Raw genomic sequence first — 19593 nt, 5'->3', positions numbered from 1 at the left:
TATTATATTCTTCCCACAAAATCAAAATCCCTTCATACATTTTTAGAATAATAGCTAATTTCTTTTTTAAAAACACTATAAGATATGGTATAATTACTATAATACCCATTAGGGGTATGCAGAAGACTATAATAGATTAAAAAGGAGTTGCAAGTCATGTATGACGTTATAATTGTTGGTGCTGGCCCGGCAGGGCTTACTGCTGGAATTTATGCTGCAAGAGGGGGCCTTAAAATAGCTATTGTGGAATTGGCTATGCCAGGCGGTCAAGCAGCTTCTACGGAAAACATTGAGAACTATCCAGGATTTCCAGATGGAATTAATGGGTATGAGCTTATGAATTTATTTCATAAGCAAGCCTTGTCGTTTGGGGTTGAATTTATTTTTGAAGAAGTTCAAAAACTCGATCTTAAAGAAAGTATAAAAAAAGTTCATACCAATGCTCAAGTCCTTGAAGCTCGTTCTGTAATTATCACTGCAGGCTCTAAACCACGTCTGTTGGGTGTGCCAGGTGAGGATGTTTTCCGTGGGGGGGGCGTTTCCTATTGCGCTACATGTGACGGGGCCTTTTTTAAAGGAAAAACAGTTGTTGTTGTAGGCGGTGGAGATGCAGCGATTGAAGAAGGGACATATCTTACCAAGTTTGCGGATGAGGTGATTATTGTCCATCGTCGCACAGGCTTCCGTGCTTCTCAGATTGCCATGAACCGAGCTAAAGAAAACCCAAAAATTCGTTTTGAACTTAATGCTAAGATTGAGGAAATCCTTGGCTCGAATCATGTAGAGGGCGTGCGGATTCTAGATGTGCTAAGTGGCGCTCAACGAGAAATTCGTGCTGATGGCGTTTTTATTTATGTGGGAACAGATCCTAATGCTCAATTTATTAATGGGGAAATTGAGACAGATGATCGAGGATATATTCTTACCGATCATCGCTTACAAACCAATATAGCAGGGGTATATGCTGCGGGAGATATTCGTAATACACCACTGCGTCAAGTAGCGACCGCTGTTGGGGACGGTGCTTTGGCTGCAGTTGAAGTAGAAAAGTATCTCTCTGAAAAGGATAATTAGTCCTTCAGGCATTTTTGAAAAAACTATTTTGAAATCACGAAAAAAATGTCGAAATTAGCCTTGATATTTAGGCTGCTATGTAATAGGATTAAATATATTTAATTGTTTCACTATTTGAAATCAAGATGGAATATGGAGGGGTTTTTCGTGCACTTTGTGGTCTGCCTTAAGCAAGTTCCGGATACATCCGAGGTTCGGATTGATCCTATTACCAATACCCTCATGCGCGAGGGCGTGCCATCGATTATTAACCCCTATGATGCGCATGGCTTGGAAGAGGCCATTCGCCTTAAGGAAAAGGTTGGCGGTAAAGTAACCATCGTTAGTATGGGTCCTCCTCAAGCTAAAGAAGCTCTTAAAAAAGCCATGACTTTTGGGGCTGATCGAGCGATTTTGCTGAGCGACCGTGCTTTTGGAGGCTCTGACTCCTTAGCGACGGCTTATATCATTTCAACCGCCTTGCAGAAGATCCAGGAAATCGATCCGATTGATCTCGTCTTTGCGGGAAAAGAGGCAATCGATGGTGACACTGCTCAAACAGGTCCTGGAATTGCTCAGCGCTTAGGTTTCCCTCAATTGACGTATGCCATAAGAATACGAGAACTTACAGAAACGACGGTCACTGTAGAACGCAAGACTGAGAGTGGTCGTCAAGTTGTTCAAGCTCAGCTACCTGCCCTAATTACGGTTGAAAAAGAGCTTAATGACTTACGCTACGCCAGCTTACCAAATATGATGAAAGCTGCCGCCTATGAGCCCGAGGTTTGGGATGTCAAGTCCCTGTCCTTTGATACTAAACAAATGGGTCTTAAAGGATCTCCGACCAGTGTTTCAAGAATTTTTGCACCGCCTGGTCGCAGTGGGGGAGAAATCATGGACGGTACGAAAGACCCTGTCGGAACTGCGGCATCGATTGTTCAAAAGATATTTCAGCAAAACATAATTATGGTTAATCCCCTAGCGAAGGGAGGGAAGCACTAATGACCGTCGCCGTTGACAATTCAAAATGTATTGGGTGTGGGGCATGTATCGTGGAGTGTCCCATCGAAGCTCTTGACCTCATTGATGGAATCGCCGTCGTTAATCCGAAAATATGTGATAATAACGGGAAGTGCGTTCTAGTCTGCCCGACAAATGCTCTAGCACTTAATCTTCCTGATCAAGCCAATAAACCTATACAAGCTCTTGATCCTGAAGCGGGTGCCAGATTTGATTTGAAGGATCCGCTCCCGGATACCGTGAAAGATTATGCCCAAGACAACCAAAAGAAGACGATTCCCGACCAAGTTGTCCCGGTTGCCGGCGGAGATGTCTGGAGTGGAGTTTGGGTAATTATTGAATATACCAATGGGAAAGTAGCTCCAGTATCCTGGGAACTGTTAGGAGAAGGGCGCAAGCTCGCCGATGCCATCGGATGTGGACTCAGTGGAGTGATTACCGGTTATCAAGTAGATAGTGTGATTCCTGAAGCCTTTGCTTATGGTGCTGAGAGAGTTTATGTGGTTGATCATCCTGTGCTTAAAGATTACCGTACGGAGCCTTATGCTGAAGCAATAACGAGTCTGGTTACAAAATATCAACCTGAGATTATTTTAATGGGTGCCACTTCTATGGGGCGAGATGTATTTCCCGCTATAGCTACTAGAGTGCAAACTGGATTAACTGCGGACTGTACAGTTCTTGGTATTGACCCAGAGACGAAACTCCTTCAACAGACCCGTCCCGCCTTTGGGGGAAATATAATGGCTACGATTCTCTGTCGTACCAGCCGACCACAAATGGCGACGGTTCGCCCAAGAGTTATGGCAATGCCTGAGCGTGTTGATGGTCGTGAAGGTGAACTCATTCATGAGGAAATTCTTTTTGATGAAACTAATATTCGGACAAAAGTCCTGGAGTTTATCTCCTCAGACGCAAAGAGTGCTTTCTTGGATAAGGCCGAAATCATTGTTGCAGTTGGTCTAGGTCTAGCAGCTAAAAGGAACATGGTACTTGCCGAAGAATTTGCAGAGGTCTTAGGGGCTACCATTGCTGGTTCACGTGGAGCAGTGGAGGCAGGCTGGCTGACTCATGATCAACAAGTCGGGCAATCAGGGGTTACGGTTCGCCCAAAAGTCTATATCGCCATAGGAATTTCAGGGGCAATTCAACATCTAGTCGGGATGGAAACCTCTGACTTCATTATTGCCATCAACAATGACCCCGAGGCTTCAATTCTAAAAGTAGCCAATTATGGTATTGTTGGCGATCTTTTCCAAATAGTACCGGCACTAACTGCTGAATTCAAGAAACGCCTTCAGCACGGCGTGGCAAATTAAGGAGGGGCAAACATGGAAAACTTTGATGTGATCGTCGTTGGAGGCGGTCCTGCTGGCCTGTCTGCCGCGCTCAGTGCTGCTCAGGCTGGCATGAAGACAGTCGTAATTGAACGTGGAGATTATCCAGGAACGAAAAACGTAATGGGCGGTATCCTTTACACAAAAGCAACCAACCAAATTGTGCCTGATTTTTGGAAAGAGGCACCTTTAGAGCGTCCGATCATAGAACAACGAATTGCCATGTTAAGCGGCGATGAGTCGATCTTAGCGGGATATCGAGACCCTGCCTGGGCTAGTGAACCCTATAATGCGCATTCTGTTTTTAGAGTGAAATTTGATCGTTGGCTAGCGCAACAAGCTGAAAAAGCAGGAGTCATGATTATTCCAGAAACGATTGTTGAAGATCTTTTATACAAAGGCGACGATGTGGTTGGGGTTCGTACTGGACGCGCTGAAGGGGATTTAGGAGCAAAAGTAGTGATTATTGCGGAAGGGGTAAATAACTTCTTAGCAGTAAAAGCAGGCCTTGCTAAGCCTTTAAAACCAGAATCAGTGGCAGTAACAGTCAAGGAAGTTATCGCCTTACCTAAAGAGAAGATTGAAGATCGCTTCTGTCTTGAGGAAGGACAAGGAGCTACGATAGAATTATATGGGGATTCAACGGCCGGAATGATGGGAGTAGGCTTTATTTATACCAATAAAGAGTCTATCTCAATCGGAGTTGGAACCATTTTACAACCCCTAATTCGAAATAACTGGACTCCCAATGATCTGCTCGAGAATCTGAAATCTAAACCTTATGTTAGACGTCTTCTTCAAGGTGGCGAAACTAAGGAATACTTGTCTCACCTTATACCTGAAGGTGGATATACTCAAGTTCCTAGGCTCCATCGTCAGGGAGTCCTTGTGGTAGGGGATACGGCAATGCTGATGAATTCGTTAAACCGTGAAGGTTCGAATCTAGCCATGATCTCAGGTAAGATTGCCGGAGAAGTTGCTGCTCAAGCTATTAAAACTGGGGATGTTAGTGATCAAGCCATGACAGTCTATGAAACACGCTTGCGTGATTCCTTCGTTCTTAAAGACCTTCACCATTATCGACATATGGGCAAATTCTTTGAGGAAAATACTCACCTCTTGAAAGTCTATCCGAAGTTATTTTCCCAAGCTGTAAAGATGTATTTAACAGCGGATGGGACACCTAAGAAAGAGCGCCAAAAAGAAATTATCAAGATGGCCTTCGAAAAGCGTTCCAAAGGCGGTTTAATTAAGGATATCTATGGGGCATGGAGGGCGCTGTTATGAAATTAGATGATAAACTTTTTTTAGTGCGGTTTAATACTGATAAATTATGTCACATTAAGATCGTTGATCCTAATGTATGCTTAAAGCAGTGTCAAGATAAACCTTGTACACGGTTTTGCCCGGCCCATGTTTATGATTGGGATGAAGAGGAAAAACGTATTGCTGTAGGGTACGAAGGATGCCTGGAGTGCGGAACCTGTCTCATCGGCTGTCCATTTGGTAATATTGACTGGAAATACCCTAGAGGCGGCTTTGGCGTATCTTGGAAAAACGGGTGATCGTTGATTATTATTTTTGAGTGATTATCCAACGAAAAAGAAGAGCAGTGGGGTTTGTTAGCCTCCCTGCTCTTTTAATTATATTGCATTACAGTAATCGTTAAGAATTTCTGAGCTTTACAGTCATTTATCGAATAGGTAGAATAGAGGGGTAGGAATAGGAAGGGATGGATGAATTAAGATAATGGACACAACACTTGAAGAAGCTCATAACAAAGAATTACAACTGATTGATCGTATAAAATCTCTCAATAGCGTCATGGTTGCTTTTTCCGGAGGTGTGGATTCAACGTATCTATTGGCAATCGCTCGAGAGGTTTTGAATAAAAACTGTCAGGCCGTCTTTGCGCGTGGGGCGATGATTTCTTCTCAGGAAGAAAAAGAAGCTTTGGCTCTTATTCGAGATTTTGAATTTCCTGTTTCGGTCATCGACACCGATATTCTCTCGCTCAAGGAGTTCAGAGATAACCCCAAGGATCGATGTTATTTCTGCAAGAAGAAACTCTTCGAGACCTTCCGGATTTTCGGAGAACAATTTGGATGCGCTACAATTATTGAGGGTACGAATGCTTCTGACGCCCAAGATTTTCGCCCTGGTCGGATTGCTCTTCAGGAGTTAAATATTATTAGCCCGTTACTGGAAGTAGGTCTAACAAAAGCTGAAATCAGGGTTTTATCGCGACGTAGGAATTTACCGACCTGGAACAAGCCCTCTATGGCTTGTCTGGCCTCGAGAGTCCCCTATGGAGATAAAATCACAACAAGTCTTCTTCAACGAATTGCGCAAGCTGAGGGGATTCTTCATCAGAAAGGCTATCTTGAATACAGGGTTAGGGTGCATGGTGATATTGCCCGGATTGAGATTCCAGTTAGTGAGTTCTTTAAGCTGTTACAGGAACTAGCAGATATTACGACCCCATTCTTAAAATTAGGCTTTCGATATGTCACATTAGATTTGATGGGTCTGCGTTCAGGCAGCTTGAACCCCAACCAAGCGGAGGATTTACAATGAAAGAAGAGACGTTAAAGGCATTACTCGAATCTGTTCAGCAGGGTGCATGTTCCCCTGACGAGGCATTACGTCAATTAAAGGATCTTCCTTATGAAAATTTAGGATTTGCACGCTTAGATCATCATCGTGCCTTGCGTACGGGACAATCTGAGGTAATTTTCTGTCAGGGAAAACAGCCTGATCAAATCATAGCCATTTTGACGCACTTAGGTGCTAAGTCTCAAAATGTCTTGGCAACTCGTTTAGAACAGAATAGTGCCGACAAGATTTTGCTCCATTTTCCGAATGCTCATTATGATCCCCTGGCACGCTGTCTTCTGCTTCGCCCTTTAGCTGAACCGACTATTCCAGGCAGGATTCTTATTATGACGGCTGGTACCGCAGATTTGCCTGTGGCACAAGAGGCATATCTGACAGCTCGCTATATGGGGCACGAAGTAGATACATTATTTGACGTGGGTGTAGCGGGTATACACCGTTTGCTTGGGCAGCGTGAGCTGATGGAACGTGCAGAAGTATTAATTGTCGTGGCAGGAATGGAAGGGGCCTTGGCCAGTGTGGTCGGTGGATTAGTGGAGCAGCCTGTGATCGCAGTACCGACCAGCGTAGGATATGGTGCCCACTTTCAAGGCTTAGCAGCCTTACTCAGTATGCTAAATAGCTGCGCCTCGGGAATCGGAGTTGTTAATATTGACAACGGCTTTGGGGCAGCCTCCTTAGCATCTGCCATTGTACGACGAATATCGAGATAATTGAGGAGGAACAAGGACTTGAAAGTTTTATATTGGGATACGTTTGCTGGAATCAGCGGTGATATGGCCCTCGGATCATTGCTTGCTTTAGGGGCAGATTCGAAAGAGATTGTGAATCAACTTCACTCCATCGGATTAACGGAATTTATACTTAAGGTAAGTTCTCGCCAAGTCCACGGTATTCAAGCTACAGACATTGATGTTGTCTTAGAAGACCTACCAGAAAATCACGGCGAACATAAACATCAACACAAACATAAACGCCATCTCGGTGACATTCAAACAATGATCCATAGTGGATCATTGTCTGAACGCGCTCGAAAAAATGCTCTTCAGGTCTTTAATGTTTTGGCTGAAGCTGAAGCGCTTGTTCACGGGACAACCATCGAAAAGGTTCATTTTCATGAAGTAGGTGCAGTCGACTCCTTGGTTGATATTATAGGGACCTGTATCGCTTTAGATCAGTTACATATTGAAATGATACGAGTCTCCACACTCCCCTGGTCACATGGTTTTGTGCATTGTGCCCATGGAACATTACCTTTACCCGCCCCGGCTACACTCTTACTTTTACGCGGCTTCAAATTCCAAGAATCAGGGATCACAGGAGAATTGATTACACCGACGGGTGCTGCTCTCATAAGGGCCTTAGCTCAACAATCTAGCTTTCCAGAAATGACCTTGCTTAACATAGGGTATGGATCGGGGAAAAATGATTATGGCATTCCTAGTTTGCTACGCGGGGTTTTAGGAGAGATTTAAGACTAGAGGTGTTAATATGTTGGAACTCGTCATCAACAATCTCGTTCAATCAGGCTGGGAAATTCATTCTCTAGAAAGAAATTGGGTATGCGCGACTCATGAGTCGTTACGGCGGGGACTTTTCCTGGGTGATTATAGTGAACTCCCGGATGATTTTCAGCCGTGGATTCAGAGATTTGCTGATTTTCCCAAATTCGATGTCCTAGTTATTTGCCCCCAAGGGATCGACTCTTCGCTTTTGAAGCAACACCGTTTCCCCAATCTTCAGCTTTGGTATTGGGATACTCCATACGGGAACCTTTTTCCGTTTCCTCCCTCAGAGGACCCAATAGTTCCCCGCTGGATTAGGCAACTTGCCAGTGGTAAGCCTTTGTATTTGGAACAAGTAATCCATGCTGAGAAGCGCTTTATGCCATTTTTTACTTATGCTTTTTTAGTCGTTAATCTTATTGTTTTTGGACTGATGACCCTTGCTGGGGGTTCAACTGAGCAACGCGTCCTGATTGCCTTCGGAGCTAAAGTGAACACCCTTATCCAAGAGGGGGAAGTTTGGCGGCTAATAACTAGTATGTTTATACATATTGGGGTCATGCACCTATTCTTTAACTTATATGCTTTAAGGGCATTAGGGTCCTTGGCAGAGGAGATTTTTGGGCATCGGAACTATTTCTTGATCTATCTCTGCGCAGGTCTAGGGGGTTCAGTTGCCAGTTTTATATTTTCTCCTGCGCTTTCAGCGGGGGCGTCAGGGGCAATTTTCGGTCTGCTTGGGGCATTACTTTATTATAGTTACAAACGACCTAATCTCTGGAAGTCTGGCTTAGGAGTGAATCTTGTCATTGTCATATTAGTGAATATTGCGTTTGGATTTATCGTGCCTGGGATTGACAATTTTGCTCATTTAGGTGGACTTTTAATGGGAACCATGATTAGTATTTTACTAACTAGATCTATTTAAAGAGTGTAATCTAGATTGGCTTAAGTGTTCCAAAGTTTCAAAAATATACCTCTCTTAATTGATGTATTATTCCACTCTGAGGGGACAAAATACAGTCAAGAGCTTGCGGTTTCTTAGCAAGGTGGCTTTTAAAAATGCCATCGTTAGTTAAGAAAACGTGAGTTCTCTTTCTTAATTAAAGTATAAAGAATTGCTCGTCTGGCGCTTAAGCTTTGTAATATATTCTTTATAGATAGGACTAGGAACGACGTGGTTAGATGCTATAATAAAGCTAGGAGAGTGAAGAACATAGAACTCCACCTTTATAGTAGTGGAAGTCTTCAAAGTGGATAAAGAAGGGACGCAGTTTGGAAAATGAGCAACCGTACGAAGTATTTTTCTCGAGATCGATGGGTTCAAGTAGTGTTGTTAATGGGGATCCTACTTGTTTTGGGTCGGCTCGTATTATTACAAGTTGTTCAAGCGCCAGACCTCAAGGCTAAAGGAATCGAGCGTCGAACAACCGATCAAAGTCTACCGCCGGATAGAGGGACTATTTATGATGCTCAGGGCAATGTTTTAGCTCAAAGTATTCCAGTCAAAGAAATTTACGCAGATCCTAAAATCTTAAGTGATTTGATCAGCAAAGGACAATTAAAAAGCACAAAAGAAGAGATTTCTAAAAAACTAGGAACTATCTTAGAAATTGATTCTAAGGCCATTCTTGATAAACTGAATAAAGATTTGGCGTGGATTAGTTTGGCCCATCAGGTGGATATTCAGAAAGCTGAGCAAATTATGGCTCTAAAAATCCCAGGGGTGGGTCAAAATGAAGAAGAAAGGCGTATCTATCCCATGGGGATGTTTGCGGCTTCAACACTTGGGATTGTAAATCGTGAGGGGCATGGGGTAGAAGGAGTCGAATACTTTTATGATAAGGAGTTGTTTGGTAAACCTGGCTTCCAATCCCAAGAGCGGGATACTAAAGCCAGTTTTATACAAGATACTCTCCATCAAAGCGCACCGTCAAGCCATGGAAACTCAATTTCTTTAACCATTGATTCAACCATTCAATATTTTATTGAACAAGAACTTGATCAAGCATATCAATCAACCAAAGCCAATAGTGTAACGATTTTAGCTATGGACCCGATGACTGGGCGTTTATTAGGCATGGGATCTCGCCCCTCCTTTGATCCAACTGATTATGATAAAGTGACACCAGAAATCCGTCGAAACTTAGCGATTAGTATGTCCTACGAGCCAGGATCAACGTTTAAAATTATTACTGGAGCAGCTGGTTTGGAAGAAGGAATTATTAATCTGAATGAAACCTTTGAAGATCCGGGCTACCTAAACATTCCACCTCGACGAATTACAAACTGGGACTCAGATCAGAAACCACACGGTAACGTCACGTTTTCGGAAGGGATGAAACTGTCATCGAATGTTGTACTCGCTCAGGTTGGAAGGAAGTTGGGTAAAGAGTCGTTTAATACTTATCTAAAAGCCTTTGGTTTCGGATCCAAAACAGGGGTCGATATTTCCGGAGAAGAAACGGGATTACTCCTTCCACAAGATAAAATTCGAGAAATCGACATTGCAACGATGTCCTTTGGACAAGCCAATTCAGTTACGCCGATCCAATTACTGTCTGCAATTTCTGCAGTTGCCAATGGGGGTACTCTCTATCGCCCATATGTTGTTGACAAAATCACGAATCCCGATGGACAACTCCTTAAACAACAAAAACCTTATCCCGTACGCCAGGTAATCTCGAAATCGACTGCTTTACAAATGACACAGATCCTCAAAGAAGTCGTTAATGATGGAACTGGCCAACTGGCCAAAATTCCTGGTGTCAATGTAGCGGGGAAAACAGGAACTGCTCAGAAAGTAGATCCAAAAACAGGGGAATATTCTAGCACAGATTATATTGCAACATTTGCAGCCTATGCTCCCGCAGAAGATCCCAAAATTGCAGTCTTAATTATAATTGATACCCCAAGAACGGAAGAGGGACATCAAGGGGGAACCTTAGCAGGACCTAGAGCAAAAGGGATTATTGAGGGAGCTTTACAGTATTATGGTTTACCCGTAGCTAATGATACACAGAGTACGGTTACCATCTCACCCAACGATACTGCTGTTAGACCCACACCCCAACCCGTAATCCCAGAACGAACGCCTGTTGAGGGGGAGGTTATAATTCCAGAGTTATTAGGTATGACAATGCGCCAGGTTGGAGAAACATTAGCAAAGTCAGAGCTTCATTTTAACTTTACTGGGAGCGGCTTAGTCCAACAACAATCACCACAAGCAGGAAAAGTTGTTACTAAGGGGACAACAATCAATGTCAAGTTTTCTCCCTTATCTCAGTAGCCCTTAACGTTTCCAATCTCGGACTTTGATCTTATGCTACATTATCTTAAATCGGGGCAACCTAGGATGAGTTGTGAGTGTTGTACGTTCAGCTAAAGCTGAACATACAACACTCATTAATAAGCAGTGGCGACTTGAAAGTGAATAAGAAATCATGGAGGAATAAACGATGCGTCTGAACCAAACTATTGATTTAATCAAAGAGGACTTAATCTCTGCCATACAGACCTGTATCCAGATTAAGAGTGTTAAAGATGTTGAGCATGCTGCTCCAGGTGCTCCATTCGGGCCTGGAATTCAAGAGGCGTTAGAATGGACCCTTGCCTTAGGAGGAAAATTTGGCTTTACTATCAAAAATGTTGACGGATACGCAGGTCATATTGAAATGGGCGAGGGGGAACTTTTAGGGATTTTAGGCCATCTTGATGTTGTTCCAGAAGGGGATGGATGGTCTGTCCCTCCCTATGGTGCGACCATAAACGCTGGGAAAATTTATGGTCGAGGCGCCTTAGATGATAAAGGACCAACTCTAGCAGCACTTTTTGCCATGAAAGCTATAAAAGATGCTGGAATTCCTTTAAATATGAGAGTGCGTTTGATCTTAGGTACGGATGAAGAGTCTGGCTGGGCGGATATGGATTATTATCTTAAAAAGGAAGAGGTACCCAAAATAGGATTTGCGCCCGATGCAGAATTCCCTTTAATTCATGCCGAAAAGGGGATTCTTCATCTGGAGTTAAGTCAATCTCATTCAACTGTTTTTCCTCATTTAGTACGCATACAAGGTGGGGAACGGGCTAATGTTGTCCCAGATCTTTGTGAAGTAACCTTAAAGGAACTATCGAATGAAGTGGTTGAAAACTTGCTGAAAAGTTTCTCATTTCCTGAAGGGGTTAGTGGAATAATCGATAGTCAAGCAACGGATCAGGAGATTAAGCTCTCCTTTAAAGGAGTCGGAGCCCATGGTAGTCTTCCGCAAAATGGTAAGAATGCCGTTGTTTATGCCTTGCAGTTTCTTAAGACATTACCACTAAACTCAGAAGAAAAACGCTCTCTAGATAATGTCTTGAAATACCCTGGCACAGGCTCTGCAGGAGAGGGTTTTGGTATTACTCTGAGTGATGAACCCTCTGGCAAATTATCCCTCAATCTAGGCGTTTTTGAATTATCATCAGACGAGACACGTTATGTCATCGATATTCGTTATCCAGTTACTTTTAAGCGGGACGACGTTTTTCTTCCGATTGCAAAAATTGCTGAGAATGAGCAACTAATAATCAAAGTTTTAAACCACCAAGAAGCACATCATGTTCCCAAAGAGAGTGCTTTGGTTCAATCACTGCTCAAAGCATATGCGGATGTAACGGGTCTCGAACCCTTTGCCTTTGCCATTGGTGGTGGAACCTATGCAAAAGCGCTCCCTCAAGGGGTTGCCTTTGGTCCCCTTTTTCCAGGTGAACCTGAAGTGATTCATTGTCCTGATGAATATATTTCGATCGATAGTCTCCTTTTAACGACTAAAGTCTATGCGCAAGCAATTCTTAATTTAGCGGCTGATCCTGAGAATCGATAGATCTCTGATAATAGTCACAAAGTGAATAATCCTAAAAACATCGTTAGATCCTGAAATTACTAATTCCTGTTTGTAAGCTTTCAGCTAAGTCAGATAAACTATGACAAGATAAGTTAATCTGATCAATAGAAGCAGTGAATTCGTCAATTGCCTCAGATACATAAGCAGCCTGTCCAGCTGTGCTCTGACTAACTGCGCCAATATGCTGAACCCCAGCGACAATTTGTTGGCTGCCCGCAGCCATTTGCTGTATAGAAGCGGCGATCCCACTGACTTGTCCAGCGACTTCTTGAACCATATCCAATATGTCGCCAAGACTCAAAGAGGCGGTATTGACTACTTTAATTCCAGCGTCAACATGTACGATATCAGTTTCCAAAGCTGTAATAACTTGTTTGATGTTATCCCTGTTAACGACTACTAAGGCTGTGATCTGTCCAGTTGCTTTTTTAGCCTTTACAGCCAACTTACGAACTTCTTCAGCGACTACAGAGAAACCGCGCCCATGTTCCCCAGCCCGTGCAGCTTCAATTGCGGCGTTTAAGGCCAATAGATTTGTTTGTTCAGTGATCCCAGTTATTAAATGAGCAATATCTGCGATTTGTTCAGAGCCATCAGCTAGTAAGTTGATGGCTTCTTTAACTAATCGAGTACCTCGATTAATGTTGTCCATTTCTTCAACCGCCTCTGCAAGAGCTTTTTGCCCATTTTCCGTGGTTGAAGCCGTTTTGGTGGTGATCGTTTTCCCATCTCTAAGTAAACGGTATAGCTTTTGTTGGCCTATATCTACCGACTTAAACATTCGAAAACTCCTTCTTGTACAACTGCTACATAATTCGAGTTTATTGCACTATGTATATCCTTCCTACTACAGAACGGGTTGTAGATCATTTGATTCTACTAGCCTCAGATTTGAGAATGAAGCAAAAAATCGGATAGTCAAATTTAACAATAACTTTACATTCCGTTCATTCAGACTTTACATACAAAGATTATGATATAAGCAGTTGTTCTTTCAAATTTAAAATTGTAAGGGAGGGCCTTTATTGGGGGGAGTTATGGTGTGGCCAAAATCTTACTCATAGAAGACGAGCTTCAAATTAAAGAACTAGTCCAAGTTAACTTAGAAAAAGATGGGTTTACTGTAATAACCGCCTTAAACGGAGAACAAGGGTTAGAACTCGCTAGGAGAGATAAATCAGACCTTATTATACTTGATCTTACGCTACCACTGATCAATGGATTTGATGTTATTAAAACACTGCGCACACAGAAAGAAACCCAATATATACCGATAATAATTCTAAGTGCCAGCGATGATGTAATGGACATTATAATCGGACTTGAGCTTGGTGCCGACGACTACTTATCTAAACCTTTTAGTCCTAGAGAATTGTCTTCAAGGATAAAGGCAAGACTTAGAGAGGTTCAACGTAACATTGATACTAAAGCTAGTCCTTTGAGGTGGGGAGAATTGGAGATAGCGAAAGAAAGCTACACAGTTACCCTTGCAGAACAACCTCTAAATTTAACAATCAAGGAATTCGAATTGCTAGTTTTATTCGTATCAAATCCCTATCAAGTATTCAGTCGGGAATATCTAATTCAGAAAATCTGGGGTGACCTATCCAGCTCAGGTACCAGAGCACTTGATGTCCATATCAGTCATTTGCGCAATAAATTAAAATCTTTAGGACCAGTTCTCGACTCGGTGCGTGGAGTTGGGTACACTTTTACACACCGAGAGAAATACTGAAATTTAACTTAAACTTTACATTGATTTCATTGAGACTTTACAATCATCCATTATAATCAATTTGTGTTGAGGAATTTGTACAACGGAAATTTAAGGAGGAAATAAAATTGTTTAAAATGAAATCGAAAATCCTTGTTAGTACTACCTTAATGGCTCTACTGGTTTTAGTAGGATGTGGCCAAACTGCAGCACCAACAACACCTTCATCAACTCCAAGTTCTACAAACTCTATTGACAAGAAAACTATTTCTGCCGCAGGTTCGACTGCACTTCAACCACTTGTTAAATTAGCTGCCAATGATTTTATGGCAAATAATGCTGGTGTACAGGTAAACTTAAGCGGTGGTGGATCGTTTACGGGTTTGAATAATGTGGCTAGCGGTTCTGTTGATATTGGGAATTCCGATGTGGTTGTTACTGAAGAGCTGAAAGACAAAGGGTTGGTCGATCATCAAGTTGCAGTAGCACCTTTTTTGATCATTGCAAATAAAGATGTCACTGTTGACGACTTAACTAAAGCTCAACTTATAGACATCTTTACTGGAAAAATTAATAACTGGAAAGATGTTGGCGGTAAGGATACACCGATATCCATTATCGGACGCTCTAAATCTTCTGGTTCCCGTGCGACAATTTCAAGGATCGTGATGGACGGTAAAGACTTTACTGATGCCGCCGCCTCCCAAGATTCCAATGGTAATGTAATGACTGGTGTCTCTCAAACACCCGGAGCTATTGGTTATATCGATGCAGCATACCTGAAAGACACAGTTAAGGCTCTCAAGTATAATGGTGTTGCGTACAGTGTTGAAACAGTTACTAGTGGTCAGTATCCTATTTATGCCTTTGAACACATGTATACTAAAGGAGAACCTGTTGGAACCGTAAAGCTCTTCTTAGACTATGTCATGAGCAAGGAATTCCAAGAAAAGAATGTCGAGAAGACAGGATTTATAGCCATCAGTAAAATGAAGAAATAAGATAATACCAACAGGGATAGTCATTTCCAAATCTCTGACAACTCGAGCTATGATATACATCGATCTACAGAATTAGGAGCAAGGTATCTCTTGCTCCTAATTCTGTATGCTCAACCTAAGGTCAAATCATCATTAAACTATGAAACTTTGAAGGCTATAAAAAGGGTGTCTTTTTGTCAATGTTAACCTAAACTTTACATTCACTTAATCTACAATTTACACAAATGAGTTAAACTTATAACAAGTTAATCATTACAATTTACTATTACAAGTATCGTTCTCAATTTGAAAAATTAGATAATATGGAGGTGTAACAGGTTGCCACACCGTAAGTCCTGGGTATATTTCAGTGACCGTTTATCGCGCTATCTTTTTATTAGTAGTGCTGTGTTGGTTTCATTAATCATCGTTTGTATAATTTGGTTTGTAGGAATGCAGGGGTTATCTACGTTTCGAGAAGTCAGCATCCTAGAATTCTTTACAAGTAGCAAATGGAGTCCCGACACAGGTCAGTTTGGAGCACTGACATTTATTGCTGGTTCGATTGGGACGACACTAATAGCAGTATTGCTTGGAGGACCTATTGGACTGGCTGGGGCAGTGTTTTTAGCAGAGATAGCCCCACCATGGGTACGGGCAATTATGCGTCCAGCTACAGACCTATTTGCAGGAATTCCATCTGTAGTATACGGATATGTAGGGATAACTGTTGTCGTAGGCATAACACGAAAACTCACAGACTCACCAACTGGTTATGGTATGTTGGCAGCAGGAATCGTATTAGCCATTATGATTTTGCCAACAGTGATAAGTCTTTCGGAAGATGCTTTACGCTCCTTGCCAAGGACCTATAAAGAAGCTTCGCTAGCCTTAGGGGCAACACGTTGGCAAACCATACGCAGGGTCCTTGTACCAGCGGCATCCCCTGGAATATTAACAGCGATCATTTTGGCTATGGCTAGGGCCATCGGAGAAACTATGGCTGTACAAATGGTTATTGGCAATTCCCCTCGTTTCCCTTTTTCTTTAGGGAGTCCAACGTCAACCTTAACCAGTAATATCGTCATGGAAATGGGGAACACACCGTTTGGATCAACGTGGAACAACGCCTTGTTCTTAATGGCATTTATCCTGTTGATCATTGCCTTGGTTATGATTATTCTAGTTCGTACAGCCTCAAGAAAGGGGGCGACTCATTGAAAGCTCGTCAAGCCGATCGTTTTGCTACGCTGATGCTCTGGGTTGTAGCCGTCGCTATTGTCTCCTTATTAGTTGCGTTTTTAATTCAGATCTTAGGACGGGGCCTACCTCATCTTACTAGTGACTTCTTTAATGGACCTGACGGTGTAAGAGGTCAATTGTTTAACTCTTTCTATATTCTATTGCTTTCGCTAGTTTTTTCACTGCCCGTTGGCTTAGGCGCAGGAATATACATGTCAGAATACGCGCCTAAGAATAAATTAACTGATATTATTCGTTTAAGTACGGAAAGCTTGGCCACTGTTCCCTCAATTGTCTTCGGTCTCTTTGGAATGATCGTTTTTGTGAACATGCTAGGTTTAGGATTCACCATTTTGGGGGGAGCAGCCACTCTTGCCTTACTGAATCTACCGATCTTAGTACGCGTGACAGAAGAGTCTTTACAAGCGGTTCCGAGAAGTTATCGGGAGGCAAGCTTGGCTTTAGGGGCTACGATGTGGCAAACAATACGCAAGGTTATTTTGCCAACTGCCCTACCAGGATTAATTACGGGTATAACACTTGTCGCAGGTAGAGCTTTAGGTGAGACGGCTATATTAATCTTTACTGCTGGGATGAATGTTTCACGCATACCGTTTGATGTGAATCCGTTGGCCGCAGGTGAGACATTAGCAGTGCATTTATTTGCAGCTAAGTCCAATCCTTTGCCTGGGACAAACGCCGATCAAATTGCTGACGGTACTGCTGCATTACTCATCATCATGGTTATAGTCTTTAACGTTTTTCTAACAATACCTAGCCGGTGGTTGCAAAATCGACTCTTGGGGAAAAATAAAGTGTAGTATCCAATATGTGTTTAAGGAGAAATTTATATGGATAAGATCGTGGTCAGTAACCTCGACCTTTTTTACAGTGAGCAACAGGCCTTAAATAATATTAACTTGGCTATGAAAGAGAGAAGCGTGACTGCCCTCATTGGTCCCTCTGGTTGCGGTAAGTCTACCTTTCTGCGTTCTCTCAATCGAATGCAAGATTTGATACCGAATGTGAAGATTTTAGGCCAAGTCAGGATTGATGGACAGGATATCTATGCTGCTGAAACTGATGTTGTCTTACTTCGTAAACGAGTAGGAATGGTTTTCCAAAACCCGAATCCTTTTCCCAAATCAGTTTATGAAAACGTTGCATATGGTCCCCGTATTCATGGAGAAACCGATAAGAAACGCTTAAATGAGATTGTCGAGACAAGTCTTCAAGATGCAGCATTATGGAATGAGGTCAAAGATCGGCTACACAAATCTGCTCTGGGACTATCAGGTGGTCAGCAGCAACGGCTCTGTATTGCCCGTCTTTTGGCAGTAGAACCAGAAATATTATTAATGGATGAGCCAACATCGGCCCTTGATCCTATATCTACGATGAAGATTGAAGAGCTAATTGCTGAGTTAAAAAATAAGTACACAATTATTATCGTCACTCATAATATGCATCAAGCGTCTCGAGTCTCAGACCGTACTGCGTTCTTCTTAAGTGGGGATTTAATTGAAGAAGATGTAACGAGTATATTATTTACCCGACCAGGCAAGAAAAAGACAGAGGATTATATTTCTGGTCGATTCGGTTAAGCGCTTGTTCTATTTAGTACTTATATTTGATATAATACTGTCTAGTATACTACTCATTAGATGGATAAAGAAAGATGAGTAGTACGACCTCTAGATATGAGAGGGGGGCTAAGACATGCCAACTCGCCAGAAATTTGATAATGACTTAGAGGAACTGCGCATTAAAATTTTAGACCTAGGGAATATGGTAGAACAACAAATCAGTCTTGCTGTAAGTTCCTTGATAAATCAAGATATGGAATTAGCCAATACTATTGTTGTAAAGGATCTTGAAGTCAACGACTTACAAGCTATCATTGAAGAAAAATGCATTCTTCTCATTGCAACTCAACAGCCTTTTGCCCGTGATTTACGAAAGGTTGTCGCTGGTTTTAAAATTTCTATTTACTTAGAGAGAATGGGCGACTTGTCAGTTGATCTTGCAAAATTGACAATTAGAATCGGTCAAGAGGAATTAATTAAGCCTCTAATTGACATTCCACGGATGAGTACCTTGGTCAATGAAATGCTCAGCCTTGGGCTCAAAGCCTATGTGCAAGATGATTGTCAGACAGCAGCCCAGATGTCCATGATGGATGATGAAATTGATCAAATATATTCTCAAGTCTTTGGAGAATTACGGGCTATCATGATGGCGGATCCCAATAAGGTAACTCAAGCCAATTACCTACTTTTTGCGAGTCGCTTTTTAGAACGTTTGGGAGACTATTGTACAAATATTGCCGAAGAAATAGTGTATATTTGTACAGGTGAGAGAGTGGACCTCAACGAGTAAAACAGTGAACTGTTTCAGCTAAACTAACATCGAACACCACTTAAGAAATGGGTATTAATACGGCGGATAAACAGCATTATGCAAAATAAAAGCAAATCACTTATTGATAGTGATTTGCTTTTATTTTGACTTAGTACCATTGTTTAACAATGTGATTCAAACCACATCTTGGACCTGTAATATTTGTTAGACTATCCCCAGACGGTTAGTACATGAGAACTATTAATCTTTGGGGGAATTATTAATATGCAACAGAAGGGATATCAGCTAGATCATTGCCGCCCGAATTGCCCTAAATTAGCTCGTGACTGGAACACGCTTTACCATGCACTTAGCAAGAAGCTCAATGACCTGAACTTATTAGAAACCCTTGAAGATAAGTTTCGTCCAGTTCTTCATCATCATCTGCCAAAAGTAAGTTTAGCTGGTTGCCCCAATGGGTGTTCACACCCTAATATTAAAGACTTTGGGATTTCCGGATATGTAACTCCTAAAATTACAAATGTCCCCTGTTCAGGGTGTAAAATTTGTATTAATACTTGCCTAGAAAAGGCCATAACTTGGCAGTCAAGCGGGATAACTATCGATAATACTCTTTGCCTTTCCTGTGGGAATTGTCAAAACGTCTGTCCTACAGGAACGCTAACTACAGGAGAAAGTGGCTGGACATTGCGTCTTGGTGGACGAGTAGGCCGACATCCACAGTTTGCCAAGTTGGCTGGGCAAGTCACTACTGATCAGGAAGTTGTGGACTGGATCACGGAAACGATGTTGAGTTATATTAATGAGGGTGGACCACAAGAAAGATTGACGCATTTCTTGAATGATAAGTTCAGCTAACTGCTGCTGGAGTCAAAGACCACT

The 19593-nt window shown here is 42.2% G+C and carries 19 protein-coding genes; 18 read left to right on the top strand and 1 reads right to left on the bottom strand.

Going from position 1 to position 19593, the window contains the following annotated elements; genetic code table 11:
* Positions 1-156: 156 nt before the first annotated feature.
* The 11 genes from trxB (at position 157) to pepV (ending at position 12393) form a co-directional block, all read left to right on the top strand.
* Positions 157-1074 carry a thioredoxin-disulfide reductase gene (gene trxB / locus ACYQ3Q_RS02155; RefSeq protein ID WP_459927021.1) on the top strand — a complete coding sequence of 306 codons (918 nt, stop codon included), beginning with the start codon at positions 157-159 and terminating at the stop codon, positions 1072-1074.
* Positions 1075-1221: 147 nt separating this feature from the next.
* A complete protein-coding gene (locus ACYQ3Q_RS02150) occupies positions 1222-2055 on the top strand; it encodes an electron transfer flavoprotein subunit beta/FixA family protein (protein WP_459927020.1) in 834 nt (277 codons plus the stop codon).
* Positions 2055-3392 carry an FAD-binding protein gene (locus ACYQ3Q_RS02145; RefSeq protein ID WP_459927019.1) on the top strand — a complete coding sequence of 446 codons (1338 nt, stop codon included), beginning with the start codon at positions 2055-2057 and terminating at the stop codon, positions 3390-3392. Before ACYQ3Q_RS02150 ends, ACYQ3Q_RS02145 begins: the two co-directional genes overlap by 1 nt.
* Before the next feature lie 12 nt (positions 3393-3404).
* Positions 3405-4697, top strand: coding sequence for an FAD-dependent oxidoreductase (locus ACYQ3Q_RS02140; RefSeq protein ID WP_459927018.1), 1293 nt, complete (start codon positions 3405-3407; stop codon positions 4695-4697).
* A complete protein-coding gene (locus tag ACYQ3Q_RS02135; RefSeq protein ID WP_034142187.1) occupies positions 4694-4975 on the top strand; it encodes a ferredoxin family protein in 282 nt (93 codons plus the stop codon). The genes ACYQ3Q_RS02140 and ACYQ3Q_RS02135 overlap by 4 nt, the downstream gene beginning before the upstream one ends.
* A 184-nt stretch (positions 4976-5159) precedes the next feature.
* A complete protein-coding gene (gene larE / locus ACYQ3Q_RS02130; RefSeq protein ID WP_459927017.1) occupies positions 5160-5987 on the top strand; it encodes an ATP-dependent sacrificial sulfur transferase LarE in 828 nt (275 codons plus the stop codon).
* Positions 5984-6739, top strand: coding sequence for a nickel pincer cofactor biosynthesis protein LarB (gene larB / locus ACYQ3Q_RS02125; protein WP_459927016.1), 756 nt, complete (start codon positions 5984-5986; stop codon positions 6737-6739). The genes larE and larB overlap by 4 nt, the downstream gene beginning before the upstream one ends.
* Positions 6740-6757: 18 nt before the next feature.
* Positions 6758-7501 carry a nickel pincer cofactor biosynthesis protein LarC gene (gene larC, locus ACYQ3Q_RS02120; protein WP_459927015.1) on the top strand — a complete coding sequence of 248 codons (744 nt, stop codon included), beginning with the start codon at positions 6758-6760 and terminating at the stop codon, positions 7499-7501.
* 16 nt (positions 7502-7517) lie between these two features.
* Positions 7518-8459: a rhomboid family intramembrane serine protease gene (locus ACYQ3Q_RS02115; RefSeq protein ID WP_459927014.1), complete on the top strand. Its 942-nt coding sequence runs from the start codon at positions 7518-7520 to the stop codon at positions 8457-8459.
* 354 nt (positions 8460-8813) lie between these two features.
* Positions 8814-10820 (top strand): penicillin-binding protein, encoded by a 2007-nt coding sequence (locus ACYQ3Q_RS02110; RefSeq protein ID WP_459927013.1) that lies wholly within the window; start codon positions 8814-8816, stop codon positions 10818-10820.
* Positions 10821-10989: 169 nt separating this feature from the next.
* Positions 10990-12393, top strand: a complete 1404-nt coding sequence (gene pepV, locus ACYQ3Q_RS02105) for a dipeptidase PepV (RefSeq protein WP_459927012.1) — start codon at positions 10990-10992, stop codon at positions 12391-12393.
* 43 nt (positions 12394-12436) lie between these two features.
* Here pepV and ACYQ3Q_RS02100 read toward each other — a convergent pair whose 3' ends face one another.
* On the bottom strand, positions 12437-13195 hold the full coding sequence (locus tag ACYQ3Q_RS02100; protein WP_459927011.1) for a methyl-accepting chemotaxis protein: 759 nt from the start codon (positions 13193-13195) through the stop codon (positions 12437-12439).
* Positions 13196-13456: 261 nt separating this feature from the next.
* Here ACYQ3Q_RS02100 and ACYQ3Q_RS02095 point away from each other — a divergent pair, with 261 nt between their 5' ends.
* The 7 genes from ACYQ3Q_RS02095 (at position 13457) to ACYQ3Q_RS02065 (ending at position 19569) form a co-directional block, all read left to right on the top strand.
* Positions 13457-14149: a response regulator transcription factor gene (locus ACYQ3Q_RS02095; RefSeq protein ID WP_459927010.1), complete on the top strand. Its 693-nt coding sequence runs from the start codon at positions 13457-13459 to the stop codon at positions 14147-14149.
* Positions 14150-14256: 107 nt separating this feature from the next.
* Positions 14257-15129, top strand: a complete 873-nt coding sequence (locus tag ACYQ3Q_RS02090; RefSeq protein WP_459927009.1) for a phosphate ABC transporter substrate-binding protein — start codon at positions 14257-14259, stop codon at positions 15127-15129.
* A 318-nt stretch (positions 15130-15447) separates the two neighbouring features.
* A complete protein-coding gene (gene pstC, locus ACYQ3Q_RS02085; RefSeq protein WP_459927008.1) occupies positions 15448-16329 on the top strand; it encodes a phosphate ABC transporter permease subunit PstC in 882 nt (293 codons plus the stop codon).
* Positions 16326-17171 (top strand): phosphate ABC transporter permease PstA, encoded by an 846-nt coding sequence (gene pstA, locus ACYQ3Q_RS02080; RefSeq protein WP_459927007.1) that lies wholly within the window; start codon positions 16326-16328, stop codon positions 17169-17171. Before pstC ends, pstA begins: the two co-directional genes overlap by 4 nt.
* 30 nt (positions 17172-17201) lie before the next feature.
* Complete coding sequence (gene pstB / locus ACYQ3Q_RS02075; RefSeq protein WP_459927006.1) at positions 17202-17954, top strand: phosphate ABC transporter ATP-binding protein PstB; 753 nt, start codon at positions 17202-17204, stop codon at positions 17952-17954.
* A 115-nt stretch (positions 17955-18069) separates the two neighbouring features.
* Complete coding sequence (phoU, locus tag ACYQ3Q_RS02070; RefSeq protein ID WP_459927005.1) at positions 18070-18729, top strand: phosphate signaling complex protein PhoU; 660 nt, start codon at positions 18070-18072, stop codon at positions 18727-18729.
* 246 nt (positions 18730-18975) lie between these two features.
* Positions 18976-19569: a 4Fe-4S dicluster domain-containing protein gene (locus tag ACYQ3Q_RS02065; RefSeq protein ID WP_459927004.1), complete on the top strand. Its 594-nt coding sequence runs from the start codon at positions 18976-18978 to the stop codon at positions 19567-19569.
* Positions 19570-19593: the final 24 nt, after the last annotated feature.

This window comes from Desulfosporosinus burensis (assembly GCF_054657535.1).
The sequence above is the reverse complement of the archived record's forward strand: the minus strand, read 5'-3'. Positions and strand labels throughout refer to the sequence as shown.

Bases quoted from the DNA above. Each gene is read 5' to 3' on its own strand.
- trxB (WP_459927021.1), top strand. From the start codon at position 157: ATGTATGACGTTATAATTGTTGGTGCTGGCCCGGCAGGGCTTACTGCT.
- ACYQ3Q_RS02145 (WP_459927019.1), top strand. From the start codon at position 2,055: ATGACCGTCGCCGTTGACAATTCAAAATGTATTGGGTGTGGGGCATGT.
- ACYQ3Q_RS02140 (WP_459927018.1), top strand. From the start codon at position 3,405: ATGGAAAACTTTGATGTGATCGTCGTTGGAGGCGGTCCTGCTGGCCTG.
- ACYQ3Q_RS02135 (WP_034142187.1), top strand. From the start codon at position 4,694: ATGAAATTAGATGATAAACTTTTTTTAGTGCGGTTTAATACTGATAAA.
- larE (WP_459927017.1), top strand. From the start codon at position 5,160: ATGGACACAACACTTGAAGAAGCTCATAACAAAGAATTACAACTGATT.
- larB (WP_459927016.1), top strand. From the start codon at position 5,984: ATGAAAGAAGAGACGTTAAAGGCATTACTCGAATCTGTTCAGCAGGGT.
- ACYQ3Q_RS02115 (WP_459927014.1), top strand. From the start codon at position 7,518: ATGTTGGAACTCGTCATCAACAATCTCGTTCAATCAGGCTGGGAAATT.
- ACYQ3Q_RS02110 (WP_459927013.1), top strand. From the start codon at position 8,814: ATGAGCAACCGTACGAAGTATTTTTCTCGAGATCGATGGGTTCAAGTA.
- pepV (WP_459927012.1), top strand. From the start codon at position 10,990: ATGCGTCTGAACCAAACTATTGATTTAATCAAAGAGGACTTAATCTCT.
- ACYQ3Q_RS02100 (WP_459927011.1), bottom strand. From the start codon at position 13,195: ATGTTTAAGTCGGTAGATATAGGCCAACAAAAGCTATACCGTTTACTT.
- pstB (WP_459927006.1), top strand. From the start codon at position 17,202: ATGGATAAGATCGTGGTCAGTAACCTCGACCTTTTTTACAGTGAGCAA.
- phoU (WP_459927005.1), top strand. From the start codon at position 18,070: ATGCCAACTCGCCAGAAATTTGATAATGACTTAGAGGAACTGCGCATT.
- ACYQ3Q_RS02065 (WP_459927004.1), top strand. From the start codon at position 18,976: ATGCAACAGAAGGGATATCAGCTAGATCATTGCCGCCCGAATTGCCCT.